The sequence below is a fragment of the Burkholderia sp. A2 genome (assembly GCF_001729305.1).
GTDB classification, from domain to species: Bacteria; Pseudomonadota; Gammaproteobacteria; order Burkholderiales; family Burkholderiaceae; genus Burkholderia; species Burkholderia sola.
Genome location: NZ_LZXX01000046.1, coordinates 43,021 through 57,493, shown reverse-complemented (window position 1 = coordinate 57,493; position 14,473 = coordinate 43,021). Strand labels below are relative to the sequence as shown.

General features: G+C 70.9%; 15 protein-coding genes. 12 read left to right on the top strand and 3 right to left on the bottom strand.

The features are described from left to right. Positions 1-114 precede the first annotated feature (114 nt). From A9Z05_RS03885 to A9Z05_RS03845, 9 genes are all read left to right on the top strand, one after another. On the top strand, positions 115-1,215 hold the full coding sequence (locus tag A9Z05_RS03885; protein WP_069616946.1) for an enolase C-terminal domain-like protein: 1,101 nt from the start codon (positions 115-117) through the stop codon (positions 1,213-1,215). 19 nt (positions 1,216-1,234) lie between these two features. Then, positions 1,235-2,086 (top strand): hypothetical protein, encoded by an 852-nt coding sequence (locus tag A9Z05_RS03880; RefSeq protein WP_069616945.1) that lies wholly within the window; start codon positions 1,235-1,237, stop codon positions 2,084-2,086. Beyond that, positions 2,083-2,748, top strand: coding sequence for a gluconate 2-dehydrogenase subunit 3 family protein (locus A9Z05_RS03875; protein WP_069616944.1), 666 nt, complete (start codon positions 2,083-2,085; stop codon positions 2,746-2,748). Before A9Z05_RS03880 ends, A9Z05_RS03875 begins: the two co-directional genes overlap by 4 nt. Next, a complete protein-coding gene (locus A9Z05_RS03870) occupies positions 2,735-4,405 on the top strand; it encodes a GMC family oxidoreductase (protein ID WP_069616943.1) in 1,671 nt (556 codons plus the stop codon). Before A9Z05_RS03875 ends, A9Z05_RS03870 begins: the two co-directional genes overlap by 14 nt. Positions 4,406-4,503: 98 nt before the next feature. Continuing rightward, on the top strand, positions 4,504-4,887 hold the full coding sequence (locus A9Z05_RS03865; protein ID WP_069617014.1) for a DUF305 domain-containing protein: 384 nt from the start codon (positions 4,504-4,506) through the stop codon (positions 4,885-4,887). A gap of 127 nt (positions 4,888-5,014) precedes the next feature. Continuing rightward, positions 5,015-5,755 (top strand): FRG domain-containing protein, encoded by a 741-nt coding sequence (locus A9Z05_RS03860; RefSeq protein WP_069616942.1) that lies wholly within the window; start codon positions 5,015-5,017, stop codon positions 5,753-5,755. A gap of 155 nt (positions 5,756-5,910) precedes the next feature. Next, a complete protein-coding gene (locus tag A9Z05_RS03855; RefSeq protein ID WP_069616941.1) occupies positions 5,911-6,417 on the top strand; it encodes a low affinity iron permease family protein in 507 nt (168 codons plus the stop codon). Between the two features lie 172 nt (positions 6,418-6,589). Continuing rightward, on the top strand, positions 6,590-7,069 hold the full coding sequence (locus tag A9Z05_RS03850) for a BON domain-containing protein (protein ID WP_069616940.1): 480 nt from the start codon (positions 6,590-6,592) through the stop codon (positions 7,067-7,069). 118 nt (positions 7,070-7,187) lie between these two features. Continuing rightward, a complete protein-coding gene (locus A9Z05_RS03845; protein WP_069616939.1) occupies positions 7,188-7,667 on the top strand; it encodes a hypothetical protein in 480 nt (159 codons plus the stop codon). Here A9Z05_RS03845 and A9Z05_RS03840 read toward each other — a convergent pair. Continuing rightward, complete coding sequence (locus A9Z05_RS03840; protein WP_069617013.1) at positions 7,645-8,115, bottom strand: NUDIX hydrolase; 471 nt, start codon at positions 8,113-8,115, stop codon at positions 7,645-7,647. The two genes, A9Z05_RS03845 and A9Z05_RS03840, sit on opposite strands and share 23 nt — an antisense overlap. A gap of 203 nt (positions 8,116-8,318) precedes the next feature. Then, complete coding sequence (locus A9Z05_RS03835; RefSeq protein WP_069616938.1) at positions 8,319-8,519, bottom strand: hypothetical protein; 201 nt, start codon at positions 8,517-8,519, stop codon at positions 8,319-8,321. Positions 8,520-8,678: 159 nt separating this feature from the next. On the opposite strand from A9Z05_RS03835, the gene A9Z05_RS03830 reads away from it, so the two are divergent. The 3 genes from A9Z05_RS03830 to A9Z05_RS03820 all read left to right on the top strand — a co-directional run bounded on the left by A9Z05_RS03830 (position 8,679) and on the right by A9Z05_RS03820 (position 13,414). Continuing rightward, the gene (locus A9Z05_RS03830) at positions 8,679-10,079 is read left to right on the top strand and encodes an HlyD family secretion protein (RefSeq protein WP_069616937.1); all 1,401 of its coding nucleotides are present in this window, start codon (positions 8,679-8,681) and stop codon (positions 10,077-10,079) included. 85 nt (positions 10,080-10,164) lie between these two features. Next, complete coding sequence (locus tag A9Z05_RS03825; RefSeq protein WP_069616936.1) at positions 10,165-11,757, top strand: DHA2 family efflux MFS transporter permease subunit; 1,593 nt, start codon at positions 10,165-10,167, stop codon at positions 11,755-11,757. A gap of 1 nt (position 11,758) precedes the next feature. Then, the gene (locus A9Z05_RS03820; RefSeq protein WP_141723344.1) at positions 11,759-13,414 is read left to right on the top strand and encodes an efflux transporter outer membrane subunit; all 1,656 of its coding nucleotides are present in this window, start codon (positions 11,759-11,761) and stop codon (positions 13,412-13,414) included. Between the two features lie 43 nt (positions 13,415-13,457). Here A9Z05_RS03820 and A9Z05_RS03815 read toward each other — a convergent pair whose 3' ends face one another. Beyond that, complete coding sequence (locus tag A9Z05_RS03815; RefSeq protein ID WP_069616935.1) at positions 13,458-14,168, bottom strand: response regulator; 711 nt, start codon at positions 14,166-14,168, stop codon at positions 13,458-13,460. Between the last annotated feature and the right edge of the window lie 305 nt (positions 14,169-14,473).

Genomic DNA, 14,473 nt, shown 5'->3' with positions numbered 1-14,473 from the left:
CGGGATGAGCCGATGCGAGGGGCCGCGCAAGGCACGTGCCGCCTCGCGTGGCGTCGGGCACATCGGTTGCACGCGATGCTGGCAAGCCAATAGCAAGCTGACCGGAGCGCAACGATGGCACTTTCCGCCGCGCCGGCGATCGACGACGTGCGCGCCCGCGCGTACCGCGTGCCGACCGACCGGCCCGAAGCCGACGGCACCTACGCGTGGACCGCGACGACGGTCGTCGTCGTCGAGATCGACGCGGGGCCCGTGACGGGGCTCGGCTATACGTACACGGACGCGAGTGCCGTGCCGCTCGTGACGTCGATGCTGGCCAGTGTGTTGCGCAAGCGGCCGGTGGTGGACATCCCGGCCGCGGTCGACGCGCTGTGGCGCGCGGTGCGCAACGTCGGCCGCGGCGGGATCGCGGCGACCGCGATTTCGGCGCTCGACGTCGCGCTGTGGGACGCCAAGGCGAAGCTCGCCGACGTGCCGCTCGCCGTGCTGCTGGGCCGCCTGCGCGAACGCGTGCCGGTGTACGGCAGCGGCGGCTTCACGACCTACGCTGCGCCGACGCTCGCCGCGCAACTCGACGGCTGGCGCGCCGAGCACGTGCGCGCGTGCAAGATCAAGATCGGTGTGGAAGATGCGCGCGATCCGTCGCGCGTGCGCGCGGCACGGGACGCGCTCGGGCCAGGCGTCGACCTGTTCGTCGATGCGAACGGCGCGTATACGCCGCGTACCGCGCTCGCGTTCGCGCAGGCCGCCGCCGATTGCGACATTCGCTGGTTCGAGGAGCCCGTCAGCAGCGACGACGTCGCGGGGCTGCGATTCGTGCGCGAGCACGTCGGCCCGGGGGTTGACGTCGCGGCCGGCGAGTACGCGTATACGCCCGACGATTTCCGCCGCTTGCTGGAATGTCGCGCGGTGGACGTGCTGCAGGCCGACGCGACACGCTGCGGCGGCGTCAGCGGTTTTCTCGCGGCCGCGGCGCTGGCCGATGCGTATCACGTCGACCTGTCCGCGCACTGCGCGCCCGCGCTGCACCGGCACGTCGGCTGCGCGGCGCCGCGCCTGCGCCACGTCGAATGGTTTCACGATCATGTCCGCGTCGAGCGGATGCTGTTCGACGGCGCGCCGACGCTCGTCGACGGCGCACTGGAAATCGATGCGACGCGCGCCGGGCTCGGCCTGGAATTGCGCGCCGCCGATCTGCGGGATTTCGCGCGCTGAATACCGACGAGGAGAAACGATGCGACACCCCCGACATCGCGCCACCGAGCGTGACCGGTTGCTGGCCGACGCCGCACGGTTGTTGAACCGCAGCGCGCTGCTGCTGGCGGGCTCGGTGCTCGCCGACAGCGGCGTCGAGCATTATCGCGGCGCCTTTCACAATCGCGCGATGCTTGCGCCGCTCGCGATGTCGACACTGTCGGTGATCGCCAGCGTGCACGGCCATGCGGACGACACGCCCGCGCGCCACCGGCTGCGCGACGCGGTGCACGTCGCGTCGGCCGCGGTGGGCGTCGCCGGCTCTGCGTTCCACCTGTACAACGTGACGAAGCGGCCGGGCGGTTTCAGTTGGCACAACCTGTTCTACGGCGCACCGCTCGGCGCACCGTTCGCGCTTGTGCTGTCCGGCGTGCTGGGCGCGGCGGGCGAGCGGCTGCGCGAGAGCCCGGCCGGCGCGCCGCGGCTCGCCGGACTGCCGGCCGGGCGCGCGCTGGCCGGGCTGGTCACGGCGGGCCTCGTCGGCACGCTCGGCGAAGTGGCGCTGCTGCATTTTCGCGGCGCGTTCCAGCATCGCGCGATGTTCGCGCCGGTCGTGGTGCCGCCGGTGGCCGCGCTGGCGACCGCGCAACTGGCGCTGTCGCGTCCGCGCGCCGAGCGGCGCTTCTGCCGCGGGTGGCTGCGCGCGACGGCCGTGCTCGGGTTCGTCGGCGTCGCGTTCCATGCGCGCGGCATCGCGCGGCAGATGGGCGGCTGGCGCAACTGGTCGCAGAACCTGCTATCGGGCCCGCCGCTGCCGGCGCCGCCGAGCTTCACCGCGCTCGCGATCGCGGGGCTCGCCGCGACCGCGCTCGCCGAACGGGAGGCGTCATGAGCGATGCACGCCGCAAGCCGGTTGCGTTGCCGCGCTATCCGGGCTACGACGTGCTCGCCAAGCGCGACTCGCCGTCGTGGAACGATGCGACGCGGCGTGCGATCGATGCACGTCTGCGCATCGCGGCCAATGCGCCGCGCTATCTGGATTCCGAACGATTTGCGACGCTCGCGGCGTTGTGCGCGCGCATCGTGCCGCAGCAACCGGGCGGCGCGGGCGCGATCCCGACCGCCGCGTTGGTCGACGCGCGGCTCGCGGCCGACGACGGCGACGGCTATCGCGATGCACGCCTGCCGCCGCTGCGCGCCGCCTGGCAGACGGGCCTCGCCGCACTCGACGCGATGGCGCGGCACGCGCATGGCTGCCCGTTCGCGGCGCTTGGCCCGCGCGACGCCGATGCGTTGCTGCACGCGGTCCAGAAAGGCGACGTCGATCCGCAGGCGGCGCCGGCCTGGGCCGGCATGGACCCGCACACGTTCTTCATGAAGCGCGTGCTGACGGATATCTGCGGCGCGTATTACGGGCATCCGTTCGCATGGAACGAAATCGGCTTCGGCGGCCCCGCGAGCCCGCGAGGCTACGTGCGAATGGACTTCAACCGCCGCGACCCATGGGAAGCGGAAATGCGCACGGAGGAGGGCGATCGCGATGGCCGCCGATGAACCGCTGTCCGCTCCGACACCGCGCGGCCGGGACGGTCGTGCGCCCGATCCGTTGCGGGTCGGCGGGTGGTCGCCGATGCGGATGTTCCGCGACCACGACGCGGTCGACTTCGTGATCGTCGGCACCGGCGCCGGCGGCGGCACGCTCGCGTGCAAGCTCGCCGAATACGGTTTCTCGGTCGTCGCGCTGGATGCGGGCGCCTGGTGGCGGCCGCTGGAGGAATTCGCGTCGGACGAGACGCATCAGCACAAGCTGTTCTGGACCGACGAGCGGATCTGCGACGGCGCCGATCCGCTGACGCTCGGCACCAACAACAGCGGCCGGGCGATCGGCGGCAGCACCGTGCATTTCGCGATGGTGTCGCTGCGCTTCCGGCCCGAGTGGTTTCGCTCGCGTAGCGCGCTCGGCTACGGCGTCGACTGGCCGCTCGACTGGCGCGAGATGTGGCGCTACTACCGCGAGGTCGAACAGGCGTTGAAGATCAGCGGGCCGGTGAACTACCCGTGGGGCCCGCCGCGGCCGCGCTATCCGTATCGCGCCCACGAACTGAATGCGGCCGCGCTCGTGCTCGCGCGCGGCGCCGAGGCGATGGGCATCGACTGGACGCCGACGCCGCTCGCGACGCTGTCCGCGCCGCGCGGCCGCGCGCATCCGTGCGTGTATCGCGGCTTCTGCATCGCCGGCTGCGCGACCAACGCGAAACAGAGCGCGCTCGTCACGTGGATACCGCGGGCGGTCGCGGCCGGCGCCGAAGTGCGCGATCTCGCGATGGCGCTGCGGATCGACGCCGAAGGCGACCGCGTGACCGGCGTGCACTACCGGCGCGACGGCCGCACCCGGTTCCAGCGCGCACGCAACGTCGTCGTCGCCGGTTATGCGATCGAGACGCCGCGCCTGTTGCTGCTGTCCGCGAACGGGCGGCATCCGCAGGGGCTCGCGAATAGTTCGGGCCTCGTCGGCCGCTACCTGATGGCGCAGCTCAACCAGGCGTCGTGGGGGACGATGGACGACGAAGTGCGCTGGTACAAGGGGCCGCCGTCGCTGTCGATCACCGAGCACTGGAACTACGCGGACGAAGGCAAGGATTTCTTCGGCGGCTATTGCTGGATGAGCCAGGGGCCGCTGCCGATCGAATGGGCGCGCAAGGTTGCCGCGCGCGGGCTGTGGGGCGATGCGCTGAAGCGCGAGATGGCGCGCTACAACTTCCAGGCCGGCCTGAAGATCGTCGGCGAGACGCTGCCGCGCGCGAACAACCGCGTGACGCTCGCCGACGAGCGCGACGCGTTCGGGCTGCCGGTCGCGCGCGTCACCTATTCGTACGACGACAACGACCGCCGGATGATCCGCCATGCGCTCGCGCAGATGGGGCGTTCGCTGGAAGCGGCCGGCGCGCGTGACATCTGGCACGAGGAAGACGACACGTGCCATCTCGCCGGCACCGTGCGGATGGGCGACGACCCGGCGACGAGCGTCGTCGACGCCGACTGCCGAAGCTGGGACATCCCGAACCTGTGGGTGTGCGACGGCTCGGTGTTTCCGACGGTCGGCGGCGTGAATCCGTCGCTGACGATCCAGGCGATCGCGTGCCGCACCGCCGACCGCATCCGGACGCTGGTCGCACGCGGCGACGCGCATGCGCGTGCGCGATGGCGGTGAAGCGCGCGGCGCGGCCGCGCCGGCGGCCGATACGGCGCGTGCGTACGAGCGACGATGCCGCACGCGATCCATTCACCTTCTTGTCGAGGAATCGTCTCATGCCTGCATTCAACCGTTCATTCATACGCCGCTGTGCGGCCTGCGCGCTGCTGGCCGCGTGCGCGTCGGCGCTGTCGGCGGCGGCACAGTTGCGCCCGCCGAACCCCGCCAGCGTGCCCGACACGTCCACGCAGGCGTTCAAGCGCGCCGATCGAAAGATGATGGAAGCGATGGAGAGCGCGCCGTACACCGGCGACGCCGACCGCGATTTCGTCGCGCACATGGCGCCGCATCACCAGGGCGCGATCGACATGGCGCAGGTCGAACTCAAATATGGCAAGGACCCGACGCTGCGGCAGCTCGCAAGCCGGATCGTCGCCGCGCAGCGCGACGAGATCGCGTTGATGGAGCGCTGGCAGAAGGAGCGCGGCAAGGCGCCGTGAACCGCGATGCGATACGTCGATACGCAGCCGGCTGGTCCGGCGGTTCGGCATCCGGCAAGCGGCGCTCCCGGACCCGCGCCGACGCGATGGCCGCGAGCCCGGGCAGCCGCGGCAGGAGGCACGATGCATGGACGATAAGCGTGTGGCCGAAGATCGCTCGATCGACAGCGTGGCCGACTACATGGCCGTGATCGGCGCGCAGCGGCAGACGATGGCGCTGCGGCTTTTTCGCGGCCAGTGCAACGCGGGCTGGCCGCTCGTGCCGGGTATCGCGCGGCAGCGCGCGTCGCCCGACGTCGAAGCGCGGATGCTCGACGAATTCACGCGGCGCGCGCTGCCGCATCTCGAACCCGGGCAGAACCTCGATGCGTGCGACTGGCTCGCGCTCGCGCAGCAGCACGGGATGCGCACGCGTCTGCTCGACTGGTCCGGCAACGCGCTGGCCGCGCTGTGGTTCGCGGTCAGGCGCGCGAGCGAATCGGGCGGAGACGGCGTGGTGTGGTGCCTGTCGCACGACGCCGACGACATCGCGACCGCCGCCGAACGGCGCGCGCCGCTGCAGGTCACGCGCACGAAGGTGTTCCGGCCGCGCCACGTGATGCCGAGGATCACCGCGCAGGATGGCTGGTTCACGATCCACTGCTACGACGCCGGCGCCGAGCGCTTCGTGCCGCTCGACGAGCATGCGGACCTCGCCGGTCGCCTCATTCGGATCGTCGTGCCGGGCGCGCGGTTCGCGACGATCCGGCAGGAGCTCGCGGGCGTCGGCGTGAGCATCGCGACGATCTTTCCGGATCTCGACGGCATCGCGCAACTGACCGACACGCGCTATTTCCCGGACGACGAGGACACGCACGCGCCCCGGTAAGGCGCGCACGGGCGTTCGGGCCGGGCACGCGTGATGCTTGTGTCGACGGCGCGCACGGGACCGACCCCCAAGCCGCCGGCTTGCGACCGACTCGTGGCGGGCGCTGCGGCGGTTCATGCGTGTATTCAGACAGACCATCGAATCCGGAGGCATTCATGCGCGAACCCAACGAACCACCGAGCGATCGTCGCGACACGACGTGCGAGCCCGGCGCCGGTTCCCGGCCGGCCGGACACGCCGTCACCCGCGCGTTCGAACGTTTTGCATCGGGTGTGACGACCTGGGCAGGCTCGCCGGTGGCATTCGGCAGCGCGGTCGCCATCACCGTGCTGTGGCTCGCGAGCGGGCCCGTGTTTCATTACTCCGACGCGTGGCAGCTCGTCATCAATACCGGCACCACGATCATCACGTTCCTGATGGTGTTCCTGCTGCAGCGCAACCAGAATCGCGACAGCGTGGCGTTGCACCTGAAGCTCGACGAACTGCTCGCGGTCACGCGCGCGGCGAGCGACCGGCTGATCGGGATCGAGGATGCGTCGGAAGAAGAGTTGCGCGCGTTGGCGCAGACCTACGTCGAAATGGCGCAGCGCGCGGCCGAGCGCGGCGACGACGAGCCGGGCGGGAAGCGCGCGGAAACGGCCGACACGCCGCCCGAATCGTGATCGCCTGAAGGGCCGATCGAGCGATGCGCGCCCGATGATTTTTCAAACGCTTGTCGTTTCCGGCGCCGCATCGCGGCGCGACCGCGTGTACGCGGCGCTCGCAGCGGGGAACGGCACGTGCTGCACGTCGAAACGAAGCCCGGTCGTCCCGGGTATTGCCTAGGGTGCCACCATGAACGCCAGAACGCCTTCGAATCCATTGTTGAATCTCGCGGTGGCCGTCGCCTGCGGGGCGGCCGCGATGTACTTCCTCGATCCGTCGTCCGGCCGGCGTCGTCGCGCCTATCTGCGCGACAAGGCGGTCGCAGGCCGGCACGGCGTGGCCGACTATGCGAATACGCAGGTGAAGCGGGCGGCCGACCATGCGCGCGGCGCGATCGCCGGCCTGCGGGCCGACTGGCTCGCGGGCGATGCGGACGACGTGCAGGTCGCCGAGCGCGTGCGTGCGGCGCTCGGCCACCTGGTCGGCCGCCCGCGCGACATCGACGTGAGCGTCGAGCACGGTAACGTGTGCCTGACCGGACAGGTCGAGGAGGCCGAACGGCAGGCGCTGATCGACGGCGTCGCCGCGCTGCATGGCGTGCATCACGTCGAGGACGCGATGGGCGCGCGCAGCGAATACAAGGCGCCGCCGCACGGTCATTCGCACTGACGCGGCCGCGGCTGCCCGCCCCGGCGGGGGGCCGGCGAACGCGTACGACACGCATTCGGCGCACCGCGGCTGCCGGTACGACGGCCGTCTGGCGTGGCGCCTCAACCGGAGCAAGCCCATGACCGAACGCCCGCCCCCCGATACGATGCCGCCGCAGCCGGAGCCCGGCGCGCACGACGCGCTCGAACACCTGCTCGGCAGCCTGCATCGGCACGGCTTCCTGCGCTTCGCGAACGAGGTCGTCAGCGCGAACGCGCGGCTCGCCGACACGTTCGTCGCCGCGCTCGACAAGCCCGGCATGCAGAGCGGCATGCAGAATCTCGCGATGCTCGTGACGGCGCTGTCGCGCATTCCGCCGGAACAGTTCGGTCGCGCCGCATTCGCGGCGGCCGACGCGCTCCATCACGTGGGCGCGTGGCAGCCGGCGCAGCACGAGCATGTCGCGCCCGGCGTGCGCGGCGTCTATCGGCTGCTGCACGACGAGGCGCTGTGGGATGCGCTGACGCCGCTGCTCGAAGGGTTGAAGGTGTTCGCGCAAGGGCTCGCGCGCGATCCTCAGCCGCCGGTCGCCGGGCTCAACGAGACGAAGGACGCGTGAGCGCGTCAGGTTGCAAGCCGCTGGCGGTGCACAGGCCCGCGAACTGACGGATGATGCGCTGCGTCGGCGCGCTTGCCGGCCAGTGCGACACCGCGTCGATGCCGACCCAGCGGCACAGCGCGATTTCGCGGCCCGGGCACGCATGCGCGCCGCGCGGCAGGTTCGCGACGAACACGTGATGGCGCTTCACGCTGCCGTCCACGTAGAAGAAATATGCGAGTTCGAGATCGGCGAGCCCCGTTTCCTCCCGCAGTTCGCGATGCGCGGCGTCGAGCGCCGATTCGCCGCGCCGGATCACGCCGCCAGGCAGCGTCCAGCGCGACGATCGCCCGCGGGCAACCAGCAGCACGCGCCGGTTGCGCAGGCAAACGATCGTGGCGCGTTCCTTCGCCAGCGGCGCGAGCGGCACCGCGCGAACAGGGAAATCGGACGGGTCGGGTAGCGTCATGCAGGGCAGGCGGCCGGTGATTGAAAGATCCATCCGCCTGTGCCGCAATGTGCGTTCCTGTGTCGTGCTCACGCAGGACGGCGTGTGAACGATTCGGGCGAACTCGTCGATCGCCGTCCGCGAATTTTCAACGGCTTGTCATTTCTGCCGCCGTTCCGTGCGGCCGCTTCAGCAGGGCGGACGGACAGCGCGACGCGCGGCGATCACGCGTCGCCGTGTTCGCCGGACGGCGCGCGACGCGGCGGCGTCCCGTTTTCCGTCCCGACCGGCTTGCCTTCGGCGGGGTCGTGCGCACTGCGCGGCGGCGGCGTGGTCGTGCCGCGGCGCTTGCCCTCGGGGCCGGGCGTGCTGTCGCCGCGATCCTCGTCGCGTGTATCGGTGTCGAGTGAGGTCGAGCGTGTCATGGTTCGGGCGTCCTGTCGGGGCGGTGGATGCGTACGCATCACGCATCGGGCGTGCCGCGGTCGAACGAAGCACGTGGCCGGGCCCGCTGTTTGCTTGACCGCGCGCTTGAGGCCGGCGCGGGCAATGACGCCCGCGCCCGCCGCCTGGAGCCCCGTTTCATGCCCGATGCGATCTTGTGCCCGTTATCCGTTCGTAAGCGATTCGGCGTCGTGTTCCGGCGCGCGTTGACGTCCGGTCGGTACGGCGCCGGCGCGCCGGACGCGCTTGCGCCGGCGATGGCCGGCGTCGTACCGTCGACGCCGCTGCGCGTGCCCTGGCCGGCGTTCGAGCGCCGGCCGCCCGCCGTCGCGCGGGCAGGCGACGGCCAGTCCGGCGCCGGCGGCTCGGGCGCCACGCCGGACGGCAACGGCGAGCGGCCGACCGACGCGCCGGGCGGCGGTGGCGGCGATCACCATCCGCACGACGATCGCGGCGGCCGCACCGGCGGCGACGGAGACGGCGACAACGGCGAAGGCGAACACAAGCGGCCGGGCAAGAAGCCGCTGATCATCCTCGGGGCGGTGGTGTTCGTGCTGCTCGTCGGCGGGCTCGTATGGTGGTTCGCGACGCGCAACCAGGAGAGCACCGACGATGCATACACCGACGGCAACGCGGTCGCGGTTGCGCCGCACGTGTCCGGCTACGTGACGCGGCTGGCGGTCGACGACAACACGTTCGTGCGGCGCGGCGACGTGCTCGTCGAGATCGATCCGCGCGACTACCGCGCACAGGTCGACGCGGCGCAGGCGCAGCTCGGCCTCGCGCAGGCGCAGCTCGACGCGGCGCGCGTGCAGCTCGATATCGCACGCGTGCAGTATCCGGCCCAGTACCGGCAGGCGCGCGCGCAGATCGAATCGGCGGAAGCCGCGTATCGACAGGCGCTCGCCGCGCAGGCGCGGCAGCGGGCGGTCGATGCGCGCGCAACCTCGCAGCAGGCGATCGACGCGGCCGACGCGCAGCGCGCGACCGCCGACGCGAACGTCGCGATGGCCCAGGCGCAGGCGCGCACCGCGAGCCTCGTGCCGCAGCAGATCCGGCAGGCCGAGACGGCCGTCGAGGAACGCCGCCAGCAGGTGCTGCAGGCGCGCGCGCAGCTCGAGACGGCCAACCTGAACCTGTCGTATTGCGAGATGCGCGCGCCGTCCGACGGCTGGGTCACGCGGCGCAACGTACAACTGGGCTCGTTCCTGCAAGCGGGCACGTCGATCTTCTCGATCGTCACGCCGCGCGTGTGGATCACCGCGAATTTCAAGGAGTCGCAGCTCGAGCGGATGCGCGTCGGCGACCGCGTCGACGTGTCGGTCGACGCGTATCCCGATCTCGATCTGCACGGCCACGTCGACAGCATCCAGCTCGGCAGCGGCTCGCGCTTCTCCGCATTCCCGACCGAGAACGCGACCGGCAATTTCGTGAAGATCGTGCAGCGCGTGCCGGTGAAGATCGTGCTCGACGGCCCGCTGCCGAACCGTCCGCCGCTCGGTCTCGGCCTGTCGGCCGTGCCGACCGTCCACCTGAAATGACCGGCCGCCGTGCCGCGGCCGGTTTCGACCGGAGCGATCCGATGCCCGATACCCGCATGCCGTTCTTGCATCGCGAGGCCCGCCGATGAACCGGCCGCCCGACCGCAGCGGCGCATCCGATGGCGCGTGGCGTCCCGCCGCGAACCCGTGGCTCATCGCGATCGTCGTCACGCTCGCCGCGTTCATGGAAGTGCTCGACACGACGATCGTCAACGTCGCGCTGCCGCACATCGCCGGCACGATGTCGGCGAGCTACGACGAGGCGACCTGGACGCTCACGTCGTATCTTGTCGCGAACGGCATCGTGCTGCCGATCTCGGGGTTCCTCGGGCGCCTGCTCGGCCGCAAGCGCTACTTCCTGCTGTGCATCGCCGCGTTCACCGTGTGCTCGTTCCTGTGCGGCGTCGCGACCAACCTCGGCGAACTGATCGTATTCCGCGTGCTGCAGGGGCTGTTCGGCGGCGGGCTGCAGCCGAACCAGCAGTCGATCATCCTCGATACGTTCCCGCCCGCGCAGCGCAACCGCGCGTTCTCGATCTCGGCGATCGCGATCGTCGTCGCGCCGGTGCTCGGGCCGACGCTCGGCGGCTGGATCACCGACCATTTCTCGTGGCGCTGGGTGTTCCTGCTCAACGTGCCGATCGGCGCGCTCACCGTGCTCGCGGTGATGCAGCTCGTCGAAGATCCGCCGTGGCGGCGCGGCGCCGAACGCGGGATTTCCATCGACTACATCGGCATCGGGCTGATCGCGATCGGGCTCGGCTGCCTGCAGGTGATGCTCGATCGCGGCGAGGATGAAGACTGGTTCGGCTCGAACTTCATCCGCGTCTTCGCCGTGCTGTCCGCGCTCGGGCTGATCGGCGCGACGCTGTGGCTGCTGCGCACGAAGAAGCCGGTGGTCGACCTGTCGTGCCTGCGCGACCGCAATTTCGCGCTCGGCTGCGTGACGATCGCGACCTTCGCGGCCGTGCTGTACGGCAGCGCGGTGATCGTGCCGCAGCTCGCGCAGCAGCGTCTCGGCTACACGGCGACGCTCGCGGGGCTCGTGCTGTCGCCCGGCGCGCTGCTGATCACGCTCGAGATTCCGCTCGTGAGCCGGCTGATGCCGCACGTGCAGACGCGCTATCTGGTCGGGTTCGGCTTCGTGCTGCTGTGCGGTTCGCTGATCTATTCGCGCACGCTGGTGCCGGACATCGACTACACGCACCTGATGATGATCCGGTGCGCGCAGTCGCTCGCGATCGGCTTCATGTTCGTGCCGATCACGACGCTCGCCTACCTGACCGTGCCGCAGCGGCTCAACGACGACGCGTCCGCGCTGTTCACGATGTTCCGCAACGTCGCGGGTTCGATCGGCATCTCGGTGTCGACCGCGCTGATCCGCGAGCGCACGCAGGCGCGCATGGCGCATCTGTCCACGCACATGTCGACGCTGTCGCAGAACTTCCAGGATGCGCTGCAGCAGAACGCGCGCACGGTGGGCGCGCTGACGGGCGCGCCGCCGTCGTCCGCGCTGCAGACGGCCACCGGGCGGCTGTACGAGACGTTCATCGCGCAGGCGACGATCCTCGCGTATATCGACGTGTTCGCGATTCTCGCGGTGTTCTGCGCGTTCAGCATTCCGCTGACGTTCCTGTTTTCGCCGGCGAAGGCCGCGGGCGGCGCGGGAGGGCATTGACATGCGCATGCATCGGGACAATCGTAGCCGCCGCCTGATTCACCCCATCGTGTGCCGCGCGGTGACGTTATTCGCGGGATGCGCCATCGTCGCGGGCTGCACCGTCGGCCCCGACTACAAGCCGCCGAAAGCGGACGTCCCGGACACCTGGCATGCGATGCGGGCGGACGGGCAGGCGGCGGCCCCCGCGTCCGGCGTGGCCGCACGGTCGTCGCCGACGGTCGATGCCGATCCGGATCCGCGCTGGTGGCGCGCGTTCGGCGATCCGCTGCTCGACCAGCTCGTCGAGCGCGCGGCGCACGACAACCTCGACGTGCAGGCGGCCGTACTGCGCATCGCGCAGGCGCGCGCGCAGGTCCGCGCGGCCGCCGCACAGGGCTTGCCGGACGTGCGTGCGAATGCGAGCTACCAGCGCGAGCAGCTCGGCCTGAAAGGCATCGTCGAGGAGCAGGGCATCGACCAGCGCGTCGATCGTCTCGGCGCGCCGGGCTCGCCGCTCGACCGGTTCGGGCCGGGCACCGGCGCACGCGTGCAGCAGGGCGCGCGCGGCGCGCTCGATGCGCTCGAATCGCCGGTCAACCTGTGGCAGGCCGGGTTCGACGCATCGTGGGAGCTGGATCTGTTCGGCCGCGTGCGCCGCTCGGTCGAAGCAGCCGGCGCGCAGACGAGCGCGGCGGTCGCGAGCCGCGACGATGCGCTGCTGTCGCTCGAGGCCGAAGTCGCGCAAACCTATCTGCAACTGCGCGGCGCGCAAGCACAGCGCGCGCTGGCCGACGATCTGCAACGCGCGCAGCGCGAACTGCTCGACCTGACGCGTGAGCAGGCCGCGCACGGTCTCGCGAGCGATCTCGACGTGCGCAGCGCCGACGCGCGGCTCGCGCAGATCCGCGCGCAACTGCCGCAGTTCGACCAGCAGATCGTGCTGTTGCGCAACGGTCTCGCGTATCTGGTCGGCGGCGCGCCGGGCGCGCTCGACGACTGGCTTGCCGCGCCGCGCGCGTTGCCGGACGTGCCGCCGACCGTGCCGGTCGGCCTGCCGTCGACGCTCGCGCGCCGGCGCCCCGACATCCGCCGCGCGGAGGCCGAGCTGCATGCGGCCACCGCCGACGTCGGCGTCGCGGTCGCGCAGTTCTATCCGGACATTTCCCTGACGGGGCAGGTCGGCCTGCGCGCGTCGCACGTGCGCGAGCTCGCGCACTGGTCGCACCTGTTCTATGCGTTCGGGCCGGCCGTATCGCTGCCGATTTTTTCCGGCGGCGCGCTCGTGTCGAACCTGCGGCTGTCGCAGGCGCGCCAGGCCGAAGCGGCGCTTGCCTACCGGCAGGCCGTGCTCGTCGCGCTGCGCGACGTCGACAATGCGCTGGCCGTGTACCGCACCGACCAGGCTCGCGCGGCCGCGCTCGACGATGCGGTGCGGGCCGAACAGGGCGCGCTGGACCTCGCGCGCGATCGGTACCGGAAGGGGTTGTCGCCGTTCCTCGACGTGCTGGACGCCGAGCGGCAATGGTCGGAGGGCCGGCAGCAGGCCGAGCAGGGCGCGTTGCAGACGACCACCGATCTCGTCGCGCTGTACAAGGCGCTCGGCGGCGGATGGCAGGCGGGCCCGGGCACGGATACGGACGCGGGTACGCGTACGGATGCGGCCCGCGCGCGATAGCCGCGAGCGCGGGCCGGACCTCCCGGGTCGCGCTCGCGCGGTCTCAATCCCACGCGTGCTTGCTGAACTGATAGCCCTTCGAGCGGATGGTCTTGATCCGTTTCGGTTCGTTCGCGTCGTCGCGCAGCTTGCGGCGCAGCTTCGAGATGCGGCCGTCGATCGAACGATCGAGGCCGTCGAACGCGATGCCGCGCAGCAGCAGCGTCAGGTCTTCCCGGCTGACCACCTCGCCCGCGCGGCACGCGAGGGCCCACAGCAGGTCGAATTCGGTCGACGTCAGGCGCGGCATGCTGCCGTCCGGAAGATGCACGCGGCGGTCGGTCCGGTCGATCGAAAATTTGCCGAATACGTATCGCTGCGGAGAATCGGGCACGGGGTCGCCCGTCGGCACGCGTGTGCGCCGCAACTGCGCCTTGATCCGCGCGAGCAGCAGGCGCGGCTCGACCGGCTTGCGGAGAAAGTCGTCCGCGCCGAGTTCCAGGCCGAGCAATTCGTCGAACGGCTCGTCGCGGCCGGTCACCATGATCACGATGCCGTCGTAGTGCATGCGCGCTTCGCGGCAGATCTCGAAGCCGTCCTTGCCCGGCAGGTTGACGTCGAGCAGCACGAGGTCGGGGCGGCTCGCGACGATCGCCGGCACCGCGCCGGCGCCGTCGAACAGCGTTTCCACCAGGTAATGATGCTTGCGCAGATAATCGGCGATCAGCGCGGACAGTGGGACGTCGTCTTCGACGAGCCGGATTCGGATGGGCATCGCTAAACGAAGGGGCAAAACGGGAAGGTGGCGAGCGGTCAGGCCCAGTCCGAACGCGTCGTAGCCGAAGCGACGTGGATGATACTGCGCAACATTCCAGCGGAATGTGGTGAATTCTGGATCGTTCGGTGAGCTTAGCTATGGGGGGATCGCCGCCGCCGGGCGGAACGCGCGGGGTGAGCGAGGCGGGGCCGCGCGTGCGGCCGAAACGGGTCGATGCGAGATCCGGCGCGGCGCTCGCGACGATGCGCGAGCAGGCATCCTTCAGACGAAAACGTTTGCGTCGGTCCGGCGTCCGCGCACCT